Genomic DNA, 17871 nt, shown 5'->3' with positions numbered 1-17871 from the left:
GGGCATGAACCGCGATGAAATTTACCAACACCAAGGCCTGGGCGGCACCTCGGGCATTGGCCAGCGCTGCGCTTTGATCCTGGTGGACTTTGTCAACGGTTTTGTCGACATCGACCAGTTGGGCGGGCCGCACATCGAGGCCGCTGTCAATGCCACCGTGCCCTTGCTCGCGGCTTTTCGCGCCAAGGGTTTGCCGGTGGCCCACACCCGGGTGGTGTTTGAAGGCGATGGCGCCAATTTCAATGTGTTTGCCTTGCGCGTCAAGCCCTTGCAAAAGCTGACCGAGACCGCGCATGGTTCGCAAATCGTGCCCCAACTTCAACCGGTGGCCGGTGAGTGGGTGATTCGCAAGCAAACCGCGTCGGCGTTTTTCAACACCGGCTTGGCCGATTGGTTGCACCTCAAAGGCGTGGACACCGCGATCATCGTGGGCTGCACCACCAGCGGCTGTGTGCGCGCCAGCGTGGTCGATTCGATGCAACACAACTTTCGCACCGTCGTCATCAGCGACTGCGTGGGCGACCGTGCCATCGAGCCGCACGACGCCAACTTGTTTGACATGCAGCAAAAGTATGCGGATGTCATGACCCGCGACGAATTTTTGGCACAACTGAAATAAGGAGACACACCATGGCCGACCATCTGGGCTACCGCAAAAAACTGGGCACCTTGGGCCCATCCACCAACACCATCGTGCAGCCCGACTTTGACGACCTGCGCCCAGTGGGGGTGACCAACCACTACAGCCGCATCGCCATCCCCAACAACCCGGTCAACGACAACGAAAGCTTTTTGAAGCTGGTCGACAACATCAACAAAGCCACCGTAGAAGCAGTCGACACGCTGACCTCGTGTGAGATGGACTACCTGGTCATGGGCATGTCGGCGGCCACCTTTTGGAACGGTCGCGATGGCGCGGAAAAATACCTGAAGATGATGACCGAGCGCGCCGGCGTGGGCGTGTCTTGCGGCTCATTTGCCACCGAGGCCGCGCTCAACACCTACAAGGCCAAGCGGATTGCCTTCATGTCGCCTTACTTCGAAGTGGCCAACGAACAAGTCAAGCGCTTTTACCAAGACTGCGGCTTCACCGTGGTGCGCGACATTTGCTTTCACCGGCCCAGCCCGGTGCAAATTGCCCACACCAACGATGACATGATGCGCAAAGCCATTTTGGAACTCAATGGCGACGATGTCGACGCCATCGTGCAGGTGGGCACCAACATGTCGATGATCCGCTTGGCCGCTGCGGCCGAGTTGTTTCTGGGCAAGCCCGTGATTGCCATCAACACCGCCACCTACTGGCATGCCCTGCGCGCTTGTGGCATCCCCGACAAAAAGGCTGGCTTTGGCCAGTTGATGGAATTCCATTGAGCTAGCGCTCCCACTGGCGCGGCCATTGATGCTGGCCGTGCCCGATGCCGCCGAGAATGACGCCCTGGGCTAGGCCGGGTTGCAGAGCCGCTTGCCAGACAGTGCAGCCGAGCCCATGCGCAGCCACCGATGAAAGCGAAGAGCACTGGGCTCGTCGCTTTCATGTATGAAGGACTTGCTGTTTCAGCTTATGAGCCAGCGGGGACCAGGACGCTCTCGGGCGCGTTCAGAAAAGCAAACGGGTTCAAGAACTGCCTTCGCCAAAACAAAGCCCGATCCACCTCGCTCAAACCCGCTTCATCGCAAATGGACGGCCATTCGTTTTCGATCGTTCTGAGCTGGTGGTTGACGATGGCAATCGCTGCTTCAGACCCGAGCAGAAAGGACGGTGCAGCCGCCATGCAGGTGGCGATCTGGCTCCTGCGATCACTGCCGTGAATGAGCATGGCCTGCGAAGCCTGTTGACCTGTGCGCGATTGCGGGCAAATGTCATAGGCAGGTGTCAACGCCAACTGATGACCGTCCCAGAACGCTGAGTGGTTGCGTGCGTGATCATCGGTGTTGCCGCACAAAATGTTGAAGACCATGCGGGCGAAAAGTTCGTGCAAGCTGGCCGTTGAATGGGCGAACCGATGGCGGATGCATTCTGCGAGCTTTTCATAACTGGCATAGGCGGCCATCATTTCGTCCAACTCAAAAATCGTTAACGCCGACACCATGGCGCGCCTGCGCCACCGGTCTCCGTGTCGAACCCGATCAAAGCGCTCAATCAGTAACACATCTTTCCCCATGGCCGTGCGCAAATGGACGGTCGCCACGTTCAGACCTACTTTGCGTGCCAAGCGCATGGCGATGAATTCGGCTTTCACCACACTGTAGAGATCATGGCTGGAAGAAAATTTAGCGATGAACTTGCGATCACCATCGTCCAGCAATACTTTGGGGCGCGCGCCCCCCAAGGCGGTCCCGTGCAGCAAGGCCTGGTCCAATTCTGGCGAAAGCGCAATGCCTTGCTCGACCTTTTCGGCAGCTGTCAGCAACTCTTCCAGCGAAGGCTGCTGCGTCTGCCGCGGCACATACTGGGTCGGTGATGTCTGAAAATCCAACGCGCCAATTCTGTCCGAGCCAGACTCCAGCAGATAGGTCAATTCATCCAGTTCGAACTGGGCAGCGTCTGTGCCTTTTACCCCTAATTTTTGATGGATCAGGACGCGACGCCCCCAAGCGTCTGGCGATGCATCGCGAAGGCAACTCGGCATGTTCAAGCCGGGGATGATAGAGAGGCTGCCCGGCTGAAGCGGTAGTTCGGGGGCATACAAAGAAATGGCATCCGGGCGAGCCAGGTAGCTGCGGCCATAGTTGAACACCAACTGGGCGCCTTGCTGGGTCAGCAAGCCTGCGACAACGGGCTCTGTGGCATTCGGCAGCCAAGCCCAGACGTAAGCTTCTGAGTGCGAAGTGTGGGCATCAGAAGTCATCTTTCACCCCTTGGGTGCGGGCGCGCACGGCTTTGGGCATGAGCGCCATTTTTTCTCGGTGCAAGGCCAAATGGGTGTTCAACTGTCGCTGCTCTTGGTCGAACAGCGGTACCCCACAAATGGTGGCCACTTCGAACACCGCACCGATAGAGCAACCAGGGTCACCCCGCTCAATGCGTTGCAGCAACGCACGCGAGATACCTGCGCGTGCAGCCAAGTCTGTGGTGGTCAAGGCTTTGTTCAGACGGGCCGCGCGCACAAGCTGCCCCAACAACTCAAGTGCACTCAAGTTGTACTGGGAATAGGGACGCGAGATGGGTTTGACCATGAATTTGACTCATTAAAAGGTCTTTGCACGGCATTGTGCAACATTAATGAGTCATTTTTTCATGGATTGCTGGCCAGGTCAACTGTGGCTTGAGCCATTCATGAATCGCCAAGGGGCCCTAAGCCCCTTTCATACCGCAAAAATTGCCGTTTCAATCAGCCACCGCTACCCGCCCCAGCACTTCGCCTTCATACATGTGCAGCGCAGGCAGGCCGCCGGTGTGCATGAACAGCACTTTTTCGCCGGCTTTGAAATAGCCTTTGCGCGCCAAACCCATCAGGCCCGCCATGGCTTTGCCGGTGTAGACCGGGTCAAGCAAGATGCTTTCGGTTCGCGCCAGCATTTGCACGGCCTCGACCATCTTGGCGTTGGGAATGGAGTATTTGGGCTGCCAGTAGCCGCCGTGGGTGACCACCGCTTCGCGCGGCACTTGGATGCCGGTACCCAGCAAGTCCATCACCGCTTGCGCGTCTTTGTGCACCAAGGGGTCTTGGTCGGCCGGGTCGCGGCTCACACCAATGCCAATCAGCGGGATGTTGATGTGGTTGCCCAAAAAGCCAGCCAGCATGCCGCCGTGCGTGCCAGAGCTGCCCGAACCCACGATGACCTTGTCAAAAGCCGCGCCCGAGTCATACCACTGCTGTTGCATTTCTTGCACGCAGGCCACATAGCCCAAGCTGCCCAGCGCGTTCGAGCCGCCGCCGGGGATGATGTAACCCTTGCGCCCTTGGGCTTGCAAGGCGCTGGCGATTTTGCCCATGGCCTCGGCCATGTTGCTGCCCGCAGGCACCAAGGTGATGTTTTCCACGCCCAGCAGGTGGAACATGAAGTTGTTGCCGGATGCATCGGTTTTATAGGTGCCGGGCACGCGCTCTTCAATCACAAACTGGCAGCGCATGCCTTCTTTGACAGCAGCGGCCAAGGTGATGCGGCAGTGGTTGGATTGCGGGGCACCGCAGGTGATCAAGGTGTCGGCACCTTGGGCCAGCGCATCGGCGGCCAAAAATTCCAGCTTGCGGGTTTTGTTGCCCCCGGGAAACAGGCCCAGCATGTCGTCGCGCTTGATCCAAATGTCGGGGCCCACCCCGCCCGGGCAACTCGCCGCCAGCGCTTTGGAAAAGCGCGGTGCGTGGTCGATGGGCGTGGGCGCGTGGGTGTATTGGCGGCGGGGAAAGCGGGACAAATCCATGAGGGGTTCCTGGTGGGGGGCGAAAAATCAATGCGCTTTGACGCGCAAACGCCAAGCGTGCAGCAGCGGCTCGGTGTAACCACTGGGTTGGGCCTTGCCCTTAAACACCAAATCGCAAGCCGCTTGGTAGGCCTTGGAGGTGTCAAAGTGGCCGGCCATGTTTTGGTACAGCGGGTCGTGTGCGTTTTGCTTGTCGACCACCGCGGCCATGCGCTCAAACGTGGCACGCACCTCGGATTCGCTGACCACGCCATGGTGCAACCAGTTGGCAATGTGTTGGCTGGAAATGCGCAGTGTGGCGCGGTCTTCCATCAAGCCCACGTTGTGGATGTCGGGCACTTTGGAGCAGCCCACACCTTGGTCAATCCAACGCACCACATAGCCCAAAATGCCTTGCACGTTGTTGTCGAGTTCTTGCTGCTTGTCGGTAGCGTTCCAGTCGGCCTTGGCCACCACGGGGACGGTGAGCAGGTCTTTGAGCAAACTGTCGCGTTGCTTGTCGGCATCGATTTTTTCCAGCTCTTTTTGCACATCGCTCACCAACACCTGGTGGTAGTGCATGGCGTGCAGCGTGGCGCCTGTCGGGCTGGGCACCCAAGCGGTGTTGGCACCGGCCTTGGGGTGGCCGATTTTTTGTTCCATCATGGCTTTCATCAGGTCGGGCATGGCCCACATGCCCTTGCCAATTTGCGCCTTGCCTCGCAAGCCGCAGGACAAACCCACCAACACGTTGTTGCGCTCGTAAGCGGCAATCCAGGCGCTGCTCTTCATATCGCCCTTACGCAGCATGGGGCCGGCCAGCATGGCGGTGTGCATCTCGTCGCCAGTGCGATCCAAAAAGCCAGTGTTGATGAAAGCCACGCGGCTCGATGCCGCAGCGATACAGGCTTTCAAGTTGACGCTGGTGCGGCGCTCTTCGTCCATGATGCCCAGCTTCACCGTGCTATCGGGCAAGCCCAAGACCTGTTCGACACGGCCAAACAACTCGGAGGCAAACGCTACCTCGGCGGGGCCGTGCATTTTGGGTTTGACGATGTAGACAGAACCGGTGCGGGAGTTGCGAATGCCGTTGGCACCGTGCCCTTGCAAGTCGTGCATGGCGATGGCGGTGGTGACCATGGCGTCCATGATGCCCTCGGGGATCTCATGCGTTTGGCCGTTGGTACCGGTGTAGAGGATGGCCGGGTTGGTCATCAGGTGGCCCACATTGCGCAAGAACAAGAGCGAGCGGCCATGCAGCTTGACCTCGCCGTTGCCCTTGGGCGCGTGGTAGACGCGGTCGGCGTTCAAGCCGCGCTTGAAGGTGGTGCCGCCCTTGCTCACGTCTTCGGTGAGCGTGCCTTTCAAAATGCCCAGCCAGTTGCTGTAGGCCAAGAGTTTGTCCTCGGCGTCCACCGCGGCCACGGAGTCTTCCAGGTCGAGGATGGTGGACAAAGCGGCTTCGACCACCAAGTCGCACACTCCGGCTGGGTCGGTGGCACCGATGGGGTGCTTGGCGTTGATTTGGATGTCCAAATGCAAGCCGTTGTGGATCAGCAAAACCGAGGAGGGGTGCGTTGCATCGCCTTGGTAGCCGACAAATTGCTTGGGGTCGGCCAAGGCGGAGGTTTTGCCGCCCTTGAGGGTGACCACCAAAGCGCCTTTGACCACGGCGTAGCCGATGGAGTCGATGTGTGAGCCATGCTTTAGCGGCGCGGTACGGTCCAGCACATAGCGGGCGTACTCAATCACTTTGGCGCCGCGCTTCTCGTTGTAGCCCGGGCCTTTGGCGCAACCGTCGGATTCAGAGATGACGTCGGTGCCATACAAAGCGTCGTACAGCGAGCCCCAACGCGCATTGGCCGCGTTCAAGGCGTAGCGGGCATTCAAGATGGGCACCACCAATTGGGGGCCGGCTTGCTGGGCCAACTCGGCGTCGACGTGGCGGGTGCTGACCTTGAAGGCTTTGGGCGGCTTGACCAAATAGCCAATGCCTTCCAAAAAGGCCTTGTAGGCCTTCATGTCGGCCACCGGCCCTGGGTGGGCTTGGTGCCAGGCATCCAACTCAGTTTGCAAGCGGTCGCGCTCGGCCAGCAGGGCCAGGTTTTTCGGGGCCAGGTCGGCCACGATGGCATCAAAGCCTTGCCAAAAATGGGCGCTGGTAATGCCGGTGCCGGGCAACACCTGCTGGTCAATGAACTGCAGTAAGGCGGCGTCAACATGAAGGCGGTGGATGGCGGTGCGTGCGGTCATGGTGTGGGTCAAAAAAGGTTTGGGAATCGATCATCTTAAATTAATCAGCGTTGGCCCTCGGCTGGGTCTTTGACCCGTCGCTGCCTGCATGCAGAGCCTTCTGTGGCTACTTATTGCCAAAGCATGCCGAAAATAGCCATAAAGAATTAATAATAAGGCTTTTGATCGCCCCTCACCCCCCTCAAGGAGCCACCCCATGAAACGATTTGTTTTGGCCATCGCCTGTGCTGTTGCTATGCCACTCTGGGCCCAAACCACGCCGGTGAGCACCCAATTGGACGCCCAAGCCAGCATCGAAGTGGACAACGACGAACTCACCGTGGTGTTGTCCGTCAGCCGAGACGGGCCGCGCCCTGCCGCTTTGACCCAAGCTGTGTTGGGCGTGCTCACCAAGGTCACCGAACAGGTCAAGCGGGTCGATGGCGTACAACAACAGGTGGGCGATGTGTCCGCCTTTCCCGTCTGGGGCCCCAAAGGCAAGACCGATCAATGGAGCGCCCGGGCCAGTTTGGTCTTGGTGTCAAAAAACCTGGGCGCTTTGGCAGCCTTGGCATCCGAGTTGACAGCCGATATGCAGTTGGGCAGCGTCAACTTCCACCTGTCCAAAGAAAAGCGCAAGGCCCTGGAAAAGCAACTCATGGGGGACTTGGCGGGGGAAGTTCACAGCAAGTCGAATGCGGTGGCACAGGCTTTCGCGTTCAAGGGCTATGCCATCCAAAGCCTGAACCTGAGCGAGCAACGCCAAGCCGTGGCCATGCCCATGGCGCGCATGGCCATGGCCAGCGCCATGGCCGACAGCGTGCCCATTCCCACCCAGGCGGGCAAATCGATGGTGTCCCTGCAAGCCCAGGCCACCGTGCTGTTGAAGCCGTGAGGGCGGGTCGCATCTACCCAGGCCAGCCAAAACCACTGCGCGCTGACAGTGTGTCCCTGGGCAGGGAGCCTGGCCCGTAAAATCGCGCCCCTATGCTTCTTGTCAAACAACAACTGCTGGCCGATCTGGGCCAAGCCCTGAGCGCGCTGGTGCCGGGCCACGCCCACAACCCCCAACTGGAATCGCCCAAAGTGGCGGCGCATGGGGATTGGGCCATCACCGCCGCCTTGCAATGGGCCAAGCCCTTGGGCCAAGCCCCGCGCCAAGTCGCAGAGCGGCTGCGCGCCGATCTGCAGGCCCGACCGGCGTTTGCCCAATGGGTGGACAGCATGGACATCGCCGGGCCTGGTTTCATCAATTTGCGCTTGAAGCCAGCAGCCCACCAAAACATCGTCCGCGAGGTGCTGCAAGCGGGCGCCGCCTTTGGGCACCAGGCCAGCAGCGGAGCGCGCATTTTGGTGGAGTTTGTTTCTGCCAACCCAACCGGCCCTTTGCACGTGGGCCACGGCCGACAAGCCGCCTTGGGCGACGCCATTTGCCAGCTGCTGCAAAGCCAAGGCCATGCGGTCTACCGCGAGTTTTATTACAACGACGCCGGGGTGCAAATCGCCACCTTGGCAACATCGACCCAACTGCGCGCCCAAGGCCTGAAACCAGGCCAAACCGGTTGGCCTGAGCAGGCCTACAACGGCGACTACATCCAAGACATTGCCGACGCCTTCATGGCGCGCCAAACCGTGCAAGCCGATGACCGCCGCTTCACCGCCAGCGGCGACATCAACGACCTGGACGGCATGCGCCAATTTGCCGTGGCCTACCTGCGCCATGAGCAAGACCTGGACTTGCGCGCTTTTGCGGTGCGCTTTGACAACTACTACCTCGAGTCCAGCCTGTACACCAGTGGCCGGGTTGAGCAAGCAGTACAGCGCTTGCAAGCCGCTGGCAAAACCTACGAGCAAGACGGCGCCCTGTGGCTGCGCAGCACCGATTACGGCGACGACAAAGACCGGGTGATGCGCAAAAGCGACGGCAGCTACACCTACTTTGTGCCCGATGTGGCCTATCACATCACCAAGTGGGAGCGGGGCTTCACCCGCGTGGTCAACATCCAAGGCACCGACCACCACGGCACCATTGCCCGGGTGCGTGCGGGCTTGCAAGCGGCGAATGTGGGCATCCCCACCGGCTACCCCGACTATGTGTTGCACACCATGGTGCGGGTGGTGCGCGGTGGCGAGGAAGTGAAAATTTCCAAACGCGCAGGCAGCTATGTCACCTTGCGCGATTTGATTGAATGGACCAGCAAAGACGCGGTGCGCTTCTTCTTGCTCAGCCGCAAGCCCGACACCGAATACGTGTTCGACATCGATTTGGCGCTGGCGCAAAACAACGACAACCCGGTGTTTTATGTGCAGTACGCCCATGCGCGCATTTGCTCGGTGTTGCTGCGCCAGGCTTGGCCCGAAGAAGCCCAGCGCAACGCCCTGAGCCCTGAGCAGCGTGTCGCCGGCGTGGCCCAGGCCATGGCCGACTTGCAAGCGGTGGACTTGCAGCCCTTGGACAGCCCCCCAGCCCGCGCCTTGATGCTCAAGTTGGCCCAATACCCCGAGATGCTGAGCGCCGCAGCACGCGATTTTGCGCCCCACGATGTGTCGTTTTACCTGCGCGACTTGGCCGCCAGCTACCACAGCTATTACGACGCCGAACGCATTTGGGTCGACGATGTGCCGGTGCGCCAAGCCCGCATGGCCTTGGTCGCGGCCACTGCGCAGGTGTTGCACAATGGTTTGCAAATGTTGGGCGTATCGGCGCCCACCAGCATGTAAGGACGGGGCACATGAGGCAACAACAGGGCGGCACGCTGCTGGGTTTTATTTTGGGGTTGATCGTGGGCCTGGCCGTGGCCTTGGTGGTGGCGGTGTATGTGACCAAGGTGCCCATTCCCTTCATGAACAAGGCCCAAAGCCGCAATGCCGAGCAAGACGCGGCCGAAGTCAAGAAAAACAAGGACTGGGACCCCAACGCCCCCTTGTACGGCAAAAACCCAGCCAAACCCGCTGCACCGGCCGAACCCACGGATGCGGCACCGACCCCGGCAACGCCAGCGGTCACTGGGGCCGGTGCCAGCGCTGAGGATAAAAAAACCGACGACCCTTTGGGCGACTTGGCCCGCGCCAAAGCCGGTGCCGACCCCTTTGTGTATTTTGTCCAGGCCGGTGCTTACCGCAGCGAGCCTGAGGCGCAAGCCCAAAAAGCCAAGCTGGCCCTCAAAGGCATGGCCTCTGCGGTGAGCGAACGCGAGCAAGACGGGCGCACCGTGTACCGCGTGCGCTTGGGCCCGTTTGACAGCAAGGACGATGCCGAAGGCACCAAGAAAAAACTCGACAGCGCCAAAATTGAATCCGCCTTGGTGCGGGTGCAGCGCTAAAACCTGAACCCCAAGCAAAGGAACAAGCCATGAAACGACGCGACTTCGCACTCGCCGCCAGTGCCGGACTGCCGCTGTGGGCCCTGGCCCAAGGCCCCGCCCCCACCAAACCTGCCCCCCAAGAAGGCATTGAATACGTCACCTTGGACAAGCGCGTGCCAGCCGAGTCCAACGACGGCAAGATCGAGGTGATCGAATTCTTTTGGTACAGCTGCCCCCATTGCAACGCTTTTGAGCCGCGCTTTGCCCAGTGGATCAAAGCCGCGCCCAAGGACGTGGTGGTGCGCCGCGTGCCAGTGCGTTTTCGCGATGACTTTGAACCGCAGCAACGCATGTTCTACACCTTGGAGGCGATGGGCAAGCTTGAAGCCTTGCACGTCAAACTGTTCACAAGCATCCATGGCGAAAAGCAAAAGCTCGACTCTTTTGACGCCCTGAGCGCTTGGGCTGTTAAAAATGGTTTGGACAAAGCCAAATTCGCTGAAGTCTTCAACTCCTTCGGCGTGGCCACCAAAGCCCGCCGGGCGACGCAGTTGCAAGAGGCTTTCAAGGTGCAAGGCGTGCCGTCCTTGGGCATCGCTGGGCGCTTTTACACCGACGGCAGCTTGGCCTCCAACATGGAGTCGGCTTTGGCTGTGACCGATTACCTGATCGGACAAGTGCGCAAAGGGCGTTGATTTAATTGGGGTCAGATTCCAATTTCTTTGGCTCCCATGTTTGCTGAGCCCGCCCCGCTGGCGGGTACGCCGCCCTCCGCCAGTCGCTGCGCTCCGATGTTGTCGGGACGACGCACCCACCATCGGTGCTGCGAACAGCAAATCTGCGAGTGAAAAAATATGCATGCCTTCTTGGTGGTGAATCGCAGAAGCCTTTGCTGCTCAACTATTTGCAAACCCACATCACATAGAAACCGACACGAGTGGGTGTGCGGGCCGACGACGTTGGAGCGAAGCGACCGGAGGAGGCCTGCATACCCCGAGATGGCGGTTTATGAGGGGGAGTCCAAAGCCACGCATACCCCGAGATGGCGGTTTATGAGGGGGAGTCCAAAGCCACGCATACCCCGAGATGGCGGTTTGTGAAGGGGAGTTCAGGGCACCTCATACCCCGAGATGGCGGTTTACGAGGGGGAGTCTAAAGCCACGCATCCCCCGAGTTGGGGGTTGAGTAGGGGCAGTTCAATGACACGCAAATCTTGAGCAGAGATGAGCCCCAAAAATGGCGTTCCCCAGCGACAAGTGCACCGCTACAATCGCGCCCAACCATGTCCAGCAAGATTCATGCCTTCGCCATTCAAGCCAGTTTGACCCTGGTCATGGGCCTGTCTTCCACGGCCGGGTGGGCAGAGCGGGCGGACCGTGACAAGCCGCTCAACATCGAGGCCGACAACCTGCGCCACGACGAACTCAAACAAATCAGCGTATTTACTGGCAAGGTCGTGGCCACCAAGGGCAGCATCGTCATGCGCGGTAACCGCTTGGAAGTGCGCCAAGACCCTGAGGGCTATCAGCATGCGGTGCTCAGCGCCGAAGAAAACTCCCGTGCTTTTTTCCGACAAAAACGCGAAGGCTTTAACGAATTCATGGAGGGTGAGGCCCAAAGCATTGAATACGACGGCCGCGCCGACCAAGTTCGTTTCAGCCAGCGCGCCGAGCTGCGCCGCTTGCGCGGCACGGTGGTGAGTGACGAAATCGTCGGTCAGTCCATCACCTACAACAACCTCACCGAGGTGTTCACGGTGGATGGCCGCAGTGATGGCAGCAAAACCACGCCAGCAATGGGCGTCAAACCCGATGGCTCACGGGTGCGAGCGGTCTTGTCGCCGCGCACAGACAGCGGGGCCAAAAAATGATTGCGGTATCGGGCGCGCTGTCGGCGTCCGGTGCGGACAGTCGCCTGCAGGCCCTGCACTTGCGCAAGTCTTACGGCAGCCGGGTGGTTGTGCAAGACGTCTCGATTGGCGTCAACAAAGGTGAAGTGGTGGGTTTGCTCGGCCCCAATGGCGCCGGCAAAACCACTTCTTTTTACATGATCGTGGGCTTGGTGCGCTCGGATGGGGGCACCATCAGCATCGACGGCCAGGCCATTGAGCGCCTGCCCATCCACCGCCGCGCTCGGCTGGGTTTGAGTTACTTGCCGCAAGAGGCGTCGATTTTTCGCAAGCTCAATGTGCAAGACAACGTGCGCGCCGTGCTCGAGTTGCAGCGCGACGACAACGATCGCCCGTTGTCGGGCCCCGAGATCGAGCGCCGCTTGGCCACCTTGCTCGGTGAGTTGCGGGTCGACCACCTGCGCGATTCCCCGGCCCAGGCTTTGTCGGGCGGCGAGCGCCGACGCGTGGAAATCGCCCGTGCGCTGGCCACCCAACCGCGCTTCATCTTGCTGGACGAACCGTTTGCCGGCATCGACCCGATCGCGGTGATCGAGATCCAGCGCATCATTGGCTTTCTCAAGTCGCGCGGCATTGGGGTGCTCATCACCGACCACAATGTGCGCGAAACCTTGGGCATTTGCGACCACGCTTGCATCATCAACGACGGCCGTGTGCTGGCCCAGGGCACGCCCGCCGAGATCATTGACAACGCCGATGTGCGCCGGGTGTACCTCGGTGAGCACTTCAAAATGTGATGAAGCAAGGTCTCTCCCTTCGCGTCTCCCAGCACCTGGCGCTCACGCCCCAGTTGCAGCAGTCGATCCGTTTGCTCCAGCTCTCCACCATGGAGCTGAGCCAAGAGATCGACCAAATGCTCGACGACAACCCGTTTCTGGAAAAGGAAATGGAAGAGGCTCCGCGCGAGGAATTTGGCTTGACCAAGGCCGATGCCCCGGCCCAAAACGATGGCGAAGAGGTGATGGACTTTGTCCCCGGCTCTTCTGTCAGCGAGGTGGCGGTGGACAACAGCGCCAGCGACACCGAGCCATCGGTGGACGGTGTGGCCGAGAGCTGGGAGGGCGACGGAAGCAGCGAAACCCATGCCGACGACCCCGAGTGGGGCGGCGATGCGCCTGCGCGCAACGGGGCCAATGACGGCGACGACACCGATGCCACGGAGCTGGCGCGCAGCCAAGAGTCGCTCACCGCTTTCTTGCACCGCCAAGCCTTGGCGCTGCGCTTGAGCGAAACCGACCGGGCTGCCTTGCGTTTTTTGATCGAGTCGCTCAACGACGATGGTTATTTGGAAGACAGCTTGCTCAGCTTGGCCCAGGGCCTGGCCGGGGACGATGAAGAACAGATCGAAGAGTTGCAAGAGCGCTTCCAAATGGCCTTGCATTTGTTGCACAGCTTAGAGCCGGTGGGCGTTGGCGCGCGCCATTTGGGCGAGTGCTTGACCTTGCAACTCAAGGCCTTGTCGCCCAGCTCGGAGGAGGCCATGGGGGTGCGCGACTGTGCTTTGCGCATTTGTGCCCAACCCCTGGAGCTGTTGGCGCGCCGCGACGTCAAGCGCTTGGTGCTGGCGGTCAACGACAGCGAGACCACCATCAAATTGTCGATTGCCTTGATCGCCCGCCTCGAGCCCAAACCCGGGCGTCGCTTCATCGATGTGGAACGCAATGCGGTGGTGCCCGACGTGTTGGTCACCCGCACGGGCACCGACCGCCAGGGCAACCCCAAGTTTCGCGTGGCACTCAACCCCGATGTGATGCCGCGCCTGCGGGTGCATGACATTTATGCCAACGCGCTCAAATCGGCCGGCAAGGGCGAAGGCCACCAAGGTTTGCAGCAGCGCTTGCAAGAGGCGCGCTGGTTCATCAAAAACATCCAGCAACGCTTTGACACCATCTTGCGCGTGGGCACGGCCATTGCCGAGCGCCAAAAAAGCTTTTTGCAACACGGTGAATTGGCCATGCGGCCGATGGTGCTGCGCGAGATCGCCGACGAGCTGGGTTTGCATGAGTCCACCATCAGCCGGGTCACCACGGCCAAGTACATGCACACGCCCTATGGCACCTTTGAGCTCAAGTATTTCTTTGGTTCGGGTCTGGGCACCGAGAGCGGCAACAACGCGTCGAGCACCGCCGTGCGGGCCTTGATCAAGCAGTTTGTGGCCAATGAAAACCCGAAAAAACCGCTCAGCGACAACCAGCTGTCAGACATGCTCAAGGAGCAAGGCATCGACTGCGCCCGCCGCACCGTGGCCAAGTACCGCGAATCCCTGCGCATTGCGCCCACCAATTTGCGCAAGACGCTCTGAGGCTTTGCCATGAACCAACTGGACTTGTTTTTGCCCTGTGCGGCTGGGGTGGAACATTTCCTGGCCCAGGAAGTGCGCAGCGTGGTGGCCGACCCCGGCTTGCACGTGGGCGTGGCCCGTGGCGGTGTGCGCTTGCACGGCTCATGGCGCATGGCCATGCAACTCAACCTGCACAGCCGCTTGGCCATGCGGGTGTTGGTGCAGTTGTCGCACACCCCGTATCGGCATGAGGACGATGTGTACGCCGGTGCCCATGCGGTGGCGTGGGAGGCTTGGTTCACGCCACAACACAGCTTCAAGGTCGAGGTCACGGCCCAGCACAGCCCGCTCAAAAGCCTGAACTTTGCCACCTTGCGCGTCAAAGACGCTGTGGCCGATCGCTTCCGTTCCAAAGGCGGCGAGCGCCCCAGCGTCAACACCCAGTGGCCCGATGTGCGCTTGTACGCTCACCTCACCAGCGACCACATGACGCTGTACATCGATACCTCGGGTGAGCCCCTGTTCAAACGCGGCTGGCGCGTGGACAAAGGTGATGCCCCTTTGAAAGAAACCTTGGCCGCGGCCATGCTGGCCGCCAGTGGATGGAGCATGCCACTCATCAGCGCCCCGGGTGAAGCGCCCCCTGCCTCGCCCGCGGTTTGTGGCGTGGAGTTGGGCTTGCCCTTGTACGACCCGTGTTGTGGCAGCGGCACCATTGCCATTGAGGCGGCCGCCATCGCTTGCAACATGGCACCTGCCTTGATGCGCCGCTTTGCGTTTGAAAAATTGCTGCCCTACCAAGCCCATGTGTGGGATGGTTTGCGCGACCAAGCCCGCGCCGCCCAAGTGGCACCGCGTGCCACGGTGTTTGGCAGCGATGTGGCGTTTCGCATGGTCGACTTTGCCCAACGCAACGCCGACCGCGCCGGTGTGGCCCACGCCCTGGTGCTGCGCGGTGGCGACGCCTTGCAGCGCATGCCGCCCTGTGACAGCCCTGGGGTGATGCTGCTGAATCCACCGTATGGCGAGCGCATCGAGGTGGCCGGTGTGGCGGGCGCGGCCACGCGCCGGGGCAACCCCCTTGCCGCTCAAGCCACCGCGCCCGACTGGGACACCGACAACGACGGGCCCACACAACACGGTCAGTCGCGCAGCGATGCGGGTGCGCGCGAGCAAGCGCAAGTCACGGACGGTGGCGACTTCTTTGTGCAACTGGCCAGCCACTGGAAGAAAAACTACACCGGTTGGAGCGCCTGGGTGCTCACCCCCGACCTCAAATTGCCGGGGCGCATGCGCTTGAAAGAATCGCGCCGCGTGCCCATGTGGAATGGCCCCATCGAATGTCGGTTGTTCCGCTTTGACATGTCGGCGGGCTCACTGCGCCGCCCGGCCAAAACCGACACCCCTGCCGCCTGAGCCCACCCATGCGGGGCGTGGTCATCGACACCAACATCGTGCTCGACATGTGGGTGTTTGACGACCCGCGCTCTCGCCCCTTGAACCAAGCTTTGCAAAGCGGCGACGTGCACTGGTGGGCCAGCGCCGAGATGCGCGAAGAGTTGCTGCGGGTGCTGGCCTACCCGCATTTGTTGGCCCGCCAGGCATTGCGCGGTATCAATGCCCTGGACGTGCTGGCGCAGTTTGACCAGCATGCCCACAGCGTGTCCAGCGCCGAGCGCGCGCCTTATGTGTGCAACGACGCCGACGACCAAAAATTCATCGACCTGGCCGTGGCCCAACAAGCCACGCTCATCAGCAAAGACAAGGAAGTCTTGCGCATGAAAAACCGCCTGGCCCGCCTGGGTGTGGCGGTGTTGCCGGTGTGGGTGCCGCCCGTCTAATGCGGGCGGCTTGGCTTGGCCTGGCGATGGATGCGCCTTGGCGCGAGCGACAGCTTGTGCAAAACCCAGGTTCGCTCAGTCCACAGCGTCGGGAATGAGGGCCAGCAAATCGGTCACCCCCACATCCACGTCTATTTGGTGGAGCAAGGTGCTGGCTTGACCCCGGTGGTGGGTTTGGTGGTTGAAAAAGTGGGTCACCAGCGGGGCAAACGCCTTGCATTGCTTCACCCCTGCCATGTTCGTGTAGTGCAGCGGTTGCGCGAAATGCACAGGCTGAATTTCCTGGGACCACGCCACCAGCGTGGCGTCCAATTGCTGGCGATAGGCTTGCAAATCGGCCCATTGCCTGAACAACTGCTGATTCAAGGCCGTCGGCTTGGGGCCGTTTTGCAGGGGCCTCAGCGATGCAAAACCAGCGGGGTGCGTGGCAAAGCGCAACAGCCAAATGGTGTCGGCCACGGCGATGTGTTGCAGCGTGCCAAACACCGAACCAAAAAACGCCCCTTGGTCTTTCATCAACAGGTCCGCCCCCAGCCGAGATGCCGCCTCATACATGCGCTGGTTCATCCACTGGTTGTAGTGGGCCATCAGTTGGGTGAATTCAGGGATCATGGTGCATGCCTGTTCAGTGAAAAATGAATAATATAAGGCTAATAAAAACGGTTGAAGATGGTTCATTGAGGCGGCGTTGAAGCCGAAATCAATCAAAAACGCCTAAAACAGCCATAATAGTTGTAATGTCCATTTTTAAGGCTTGCGAACATGATCACGATGACGTCTCTGGCCGCTCAAAACCAGTTTGGAACCCTCATTGATGCCTCTCAAAGGCAACCGGTGACTGTGACTCGCCACGGCCGCCCGGTGGCGGTGGTGATGTCTTTTGAGGACTATCAGGCCAGCATGCAAACCATTGCGCCCCATGTGGCGGCCCTGATCGGTGAAAGTTATCCGCTGCGTGGCAAAGCGGCGGGGGACTCAATGCGCCAGCACTTGGCCAGCATGAGCAATTTGGCAGCCGAAGAGGGCTTGACCTCAGCCGATGTCACCCGCATGCTCCATGAACCATAAGCCTGCCTATATCGTTGTCGATACCAATGTGTTGATCAGCGCCGGTTTGCTGCCCCAATCCACTACGGCGCAAGCATTGGCCTTGGCCGTTGAGCATTTTGTGATGGCCCAAAACGAGGACACATGGCATGAACTGGAAACACGCATCGCACGGCCTAAATTTGACCGCTACTTTGGCGAATTTGGCCGCCTGCGCCATCTGATCAAAATTGCCCAATCGGTTGAGTTTTTCGAGGTCACTGCGCAAGCCTCTGTCAGTCGCGACAAAAGCGATGACAAATTTTTGGCCTTGGCCATTGACGCAGGGGCCCGTTGGGTTATTTCTGGCGACCCGGATTTGAAAAATGTGCAGGTGTACAAAGGTGTGGAGGTCCTATCGCCCACAGAATTTCTTGACCGCATGAGCCAAAAACCAAAACACATCGCATAGACAGACGGTGTGGCCAAAGCCGAAAGAAGAAAGTTCAACCCAATGTCGGGGAGTCGTCATGTCACCACAAGCTGCATCTGACTTCGCCAACGCTTGGATACGCGCTTGGAATGCGCGTGACTTGCCCGCCATCTTGGCGCACTATGCCGATGATTGTGTGTTGCATACCCCCCTGGCGCAGTGGTTGAACCCCAGCACCCAAGGGGTGTTGTTGGGCAAGCCGGCGATGGCGGCTTATTGGCACAAGGCCTTGCAACACCCGGGCGAATGGCAGTTTGCGCTGACCCATGTGCACACCGGTGTGAACAGCCTGGTCCTGGCGTACGAGGGGCCGTTGGGGCCCGTGACCGAGTTTTGCGTCTTCAATGCCCAGCACTTGGTGTGCCAGTCTCATGTGCTGTACGCACCAGAGCGTTTGCAGGCGCTGTTCCATCGCTCCGTTTGAGTTGCTGGCTGG

General features: G+C 60.1%; 19 protein-coding genes. 14 read left to right on the top strand and 5 right to left on the bottom strand.

What is annotated here, in order from left to right; genetic code table 11:
• Positions 1–4 precede the first annotated feature (4 nt).
• A complete protein-coding gene (locus AC8GFZ_RS16825) occupies positions 5–619 on the top strand; it encodes an isochorismatase family protein (RefSeq protein WP_506646079.1) in 615 nt (204 codons plus the stop codon).
• Positions 620–630: 11 nt separating this feature from the next.
• Complete coding sequence (locus AC8GFZ_RS16820) at positions 631–1374, top strand: maleate cis-trans isomerase family protein (protein ID WP_506646078.1); 744 nt, start codon at positions 631–633, stop codon at positions 1372–1374.
• 188 nt (positions 1375–1562) lie between these two features.
• On the opposite strand, the gene AC8GFZ_RS16815 is transcribed toward AC8GFZ_RS16820, so the two are convergent.
• The 4 genes from AC8GFZ_RS16815 to AC8GFZ_RS16800 all read right to left on the bottom strand — a co-directional run bounded on the left by AC8GFZ_RS16815 (position 1563) and on the right by AC8GFZ_RS16800 (position 6601).
• Positions 1563–2852: a type II toxin-antitoxin system HipA family toxin gene (locus AC8GFZ_RS16815; RefSeq protein WP_506646077.1), complete on the bottom strand. Its 1290-nt coding sequence runs from the start codon at positions 2850–2852 to the stop codon at positions 1563–1565.
• The gene (locus AC8GFZ_RS16810) at positions 2842–3180 is read right to left on the bottom strand and encodes a helix-turn-helix transcriptional regulator (protein WP_506646076.1); all 339 of its coding nucleotides are present in this window, start codon (positions 3178–3180) and stop codon (positions 2842–2844) included. The genes AC8GFZ_RS16815 and AC8GFZ_RS16810 overlap by 11 nt, the downstream gene beginning before the upstream one ends.
• A 151-nt stretch (positions 3181–3331) precedes the next feature.
• Positions 3332–4369 (bottom strand): D-cysteate sulfo-lyase, encoded by a 1038-nt coding sequence (cuyA, locus tag AC8GFZ_RS16805; RefSeq protein WP_506646075.1) that lies wholly within the window; start codon positions 4367–4369, stop codon positions 3332–3334.
• 27 nt (positions 4370–4396) lie between these two features.
• Positions 4397–6601 (bottom strand): malate synthase G, encoded by a 2205-nt coding sequence (locus tag AC8GFZ_RS16800; RefSeq protein ID WP_506646074.1) that lies wholly within the window; start codon positions 6599–6601, stop codon positions 4397–4399.
• 196 nt (positions 6602–6797) lie between these two features.
• Between AC8GFZ_RS16800 and AC8GFZ_RS16795 the strand changes: the two genes are divergently transcribed.
• From AC8GFZ_RS16795 to AC8GFZ_RS16755, 9 genes are all read left to right on the top strand, one after another.
• Positions 6798–7475, top strand: coding sequence for an SIMPL domain-containing protein (locus tag AC8GFZ_RS16795; RefSeq protein ID WP_506646073.1), 678 nt, complete (start codon positions 6798–6800; stop codon positions 7473–7475).
• A gap of 92 nt (positions 7476–7567) precedes the next feature.
• Positions 7568–9301, top strand: a complete 1734-nt coding sequence (gene argS / locus AC8GFZ_RS16790; RefSeq protein WP_506646072.1) for an arginine--tRNA ligase — start codon at positions 7568–7570, stop codon at positions 9299–9301.
• 11 nt (positions 9302–9312) lie between these two features.
• The gene (locus tag AC8GFZ_RS16785; RefSeq protein ID WP_506646071.1) at positions 9313–9903 is read left to right on the top strand and encodes an SPOR domain-containing protein; all 591 of its coding nucleotides are present in this window, start codon (positions 9313–9315) and stop codon (positions 9901–9903) included.
• A 29-nt stretch (positions 9904–9932) separates the two neighbouring features.
• Complete coding sequence (locus AC8GFZ_RS16780; protein WP_506646070.1) at positions 9933–10580, top strand: thiol:disulfide interchange protein DsbA/DsbL; 648 nt, start codon at positions 9933–9935, stop codon at positions 10578–10580.
• Between the two features lie 587 nt (positions 10581–11167).
• On the top strand, positions 11168–11755 hold the full coding sequence (gene lptA, locus AC8GFZ_RS16775) for a lipopolysaccharide transport periplasmic protein LptA (RefSeq protein WP_506646069.1): 588 nt from the start codon (positions 11168–11170) through the stop codon (positions 11753–11755).
• Positions 11752–12531 (top strand): LPS export ABC transporter ATP-binding protein, encoded by a 780-nt coding sequence (gene lptB, locus AC8GFZ_RS16770; RefSeq protein WP_506646068.1) that lies wholly within the window; start codon positions 11752–11754, stop codon positions 12529–12531. Before lptA ends, lptB begins: the two co-directional genes overlap by 4 nt.
• Positions 12531–14096 carry an RNA polymerase factor sigma-54 gene (locus tag AC8GFZ_RS16765; RefSeq protein WP_506646067.1) on the top strand — a complete coding sequence of 522 codons (1566 nt, stop codon included), beginning with the start codon at positions 12531–12533 and terminating at the stop codon, positions 14094–14096. The genes lptB and AC8GFZ_RS16765 overlap by 1 nt, the downstream gene beginning before the upstream one ends.
• A gap of 9 nt (positions 14097–14105) precedes the next feature.
• On the top strand, positions 14106–15491 hold the full coding sequence (locus tag AC8GFZ_RS16760) for a THUMP domain-containing class I SAM-dependent RNA methyltransferase (protein WP_506646066.1): 1386 nt from the start codon (positions 14106–14108) through the stop codon (positions 15489–15491).
• An 8-nt stretch (positions 15492–15499) separates the two neighbouring features.
• The gene (locus AC8GFZ_RS16755) at positions 15500–15916 is read left to right on the top strand and encodes a putative toxin-antitoxin system toxin component, PIN family (protein ID WP_506646065.1); all 417 of its coding nucleotides are present in this window, start codon (positions 15500–15502) and stop codon (positions 15914–15916) included.
• A gap of 75 nt (positions 15917–15991) precedes the next feature.
• Here the strand turns inward: AC8GFZ_RS16755 and AC8GFZ_RS16750 are convergent, their stop codons facing one another.
• Positions 15992–16528, bottom strand: a complete 537-nt coding sequence (locus AC8GFZ_RS16750; protein ID WP_506646064.1) for a DinB family protein — start codon at positions 16526–16528, stop codon at positions 15992–15994.
• A 150-nt stretch (positions 16529–16678) separates the two neighbouring features.
• Here AC8GFZ_RS16750 and AC8GFZ_RS16745 point away from each other — a divergent pair, with 150 nt between their 5' ends.
• Genes AC8GFZ_RS16745 through AC8GFZ_RS16735 form a run of 3 tightly spaced genes read left to right on the top strand, consistent with a single transcriptional unit; the run spans position 16679 to position 17859 of the window.
• Positions 16679–16984, top strand: a complete 306-nt coding sequence (locus AC8GFZ_RS16745) for a type II toxin-antitoxin system Phd/YefM family antitoxin (RefSeq protein WP_506646063.1) — start codon at positions 16679–16681, stop codon at positions 16982–16984.
• The gene (locus AC8GFZ_RS16740; protein WP_506646062.1) at positions 16974–17414 is read left to right on the top strand and encodes a putative toxin-antitoxin system toxin component, PIN family; all 441 of its coding nucleotides are present in this window, start codon (positions 16974–16976) and stop codon (positions 17412–17414) included. The genes AC8GFZ_RS16745 and AC8GFZ_RS16740 overlap by 11 nt, the downstream gene beginning before the upstream one ends.
• Before the next feature lie 58 nt (positions 17415–17472).
• A complete protein-coding gene (locus AC8GFZ_RS16735; protein ID WP_506646061.1) occupies positions 17473–17859 on the top strand; it encodes a YybH family protein in 387 nt (128 codons plus the stop codon).
• The last annotated feature ends 12 nt before the right edge of the window (positions 17860–17871 follow it).

The sequence above is a fragment of the Limnohabitans rimovensis (SeqCode) genome (genome assembly GCF_965234775.1).
GTDB lineage: Bacteria > Pseudomonadota > Gammaproteobacteria > Burkholderiales > Burkholderiaceae_C > Limnohabitans > Limnohabitans rimovensis.
This window is presented reverse-complemented; position numbering and strand designations above follow the sequence as displayed.

Bases quoted from the DNA above. Each gene is read 5' to 3' on its own strand.
- AC8GFZ_RS16820 (WP_506646078.1), top strand. From the start codon at position 631: ATGGCCGACCATCTGGGCTACCGCAAAAAACTGGGCACCTTGGGCCCA.
- AC8GFZ_RS16780 (WP_506646070.1), top strand. From the start codon at position 9,933: ATGAAACGACGCGACTTCGCACTCGCCGCCAGTGCCGGACTGCCGCTG.
- AC8GFZ_RS16750 (WP_506646064.1), bottom strand. From the start codon at position 16,528: ATGATCCCTGAATTCACCCAACTGATGGCCCACTACAACCAGTGGATG.
- AC8GFZ_RS16825 (WP_506646079.1), top strand. From the start codon at position 5: ATGAACCGCGATGAAATTTACCAACACCAAGGCCTGGGCGGCACCTCG.
- lptA (WP_506646069.1), top strand. From the start codon at position 11,168: ATGTCCAGCAAGATTCATGCCTTCGCCATTCAAGCCAGTTTGACCCTG.
- AC8GFZ_RS16785 (WP_506646071.1), top strand. From the start codon at position 9,313: ATGAGGCAACAACAGGGCGGCACGCTGCTGGGTTTTATTTTGGGGTTG.
- AC8GFZ_RS16815 (WP_506646077.1), bottom strand. From the start codon at position 2,852: ATGACTTCTGATGCCCACACTTCGCACTCAGAAGCTTACGTCTGGGCT.
- AC8GFZ_RS16810 (WP_506646076.1), bottom strand. From the start codon at position 3,180: ATGGTCAAACCCATCTCGCGTCCCTATTCCCAGTACAACTTGAGTGCA.
- AC8GFZ_RS16765 (WP_506646067.1), top strand. From the start codon at position 12,531: ATGAAGCAAGGTCTCTCCCTTCGCGTCTCCCAGCACCTGGCGCTCACG.
- cuyA (WP_506646075.1), bottom strand. From the start codon at position 4,369: ATGGATTTGTCCCGCTTTCCCCGCCGCCAATACACCCACGCGCCCACG.
- AC8GFZ_RS16740 (WP_506646062.1), top strand. From the start codon at position 16,974: ATGAACCATAAGCCTGCCTATATCGTTGTCGATACCAATGTGTTGATC.
- AC8GFZ_RS16735 (WP_506646061.1), top strand. From the start codon at position 17,473: ATGTCACCACAAGCTGCATCTGACTTCGCCAACGCTTGGATACGCGCT.
- AC8GFZ_RS16760 (WP_506646066.1), top strand. From the start codon at position 14,106: ATGAACCAACTGGACTTGTTTTTGCCCTGTGCGGCTGGGGTGGAACAT.
- AC8GFZ_RS16745 (WP_506646063.1), top strand. From the start codon at position 16,679: ATGATCACGATGACGTCTCTGGCCGCTCAAAACCAGTTTGGAACCCTC.
- AC8GFZ_RS16755 (WP_506646065.1), top strand. From the start codon at position 15,500: ATGCGGGGCGTGGTCATCGACACCAACATCGTGCTCGACATGTGGGTG.
- AC8GFZ_RS16800 (WP_506646074.1), bottom strand. From the start codon at position 6,601: ATGACCGCACGCACCGCCATCCACCGCCTTCATGTTGACGCCGCCTTA.
- AC8GFZ_RS16795 (WP_506646073.1), top strand. From the start codon at position 6,798: ATGAAACGATTTGTTTTGGCCATCGCCTGTGCTGTTGCTATGCCACTC.
- lptB (WP_506646068.1), top strand. From the start codon at position 11,752: ATGATTGCGGTATCGGGCGCGCTGTCGGCGTCCGGTGCGGACAGTCGC.
- argS (WP_506646072.1), top strand. From the start codon at position 7,568: ATGCTTCTTGTCAAACAACAACTGCTGGCCGATCTGGGCCAAGCCCTG.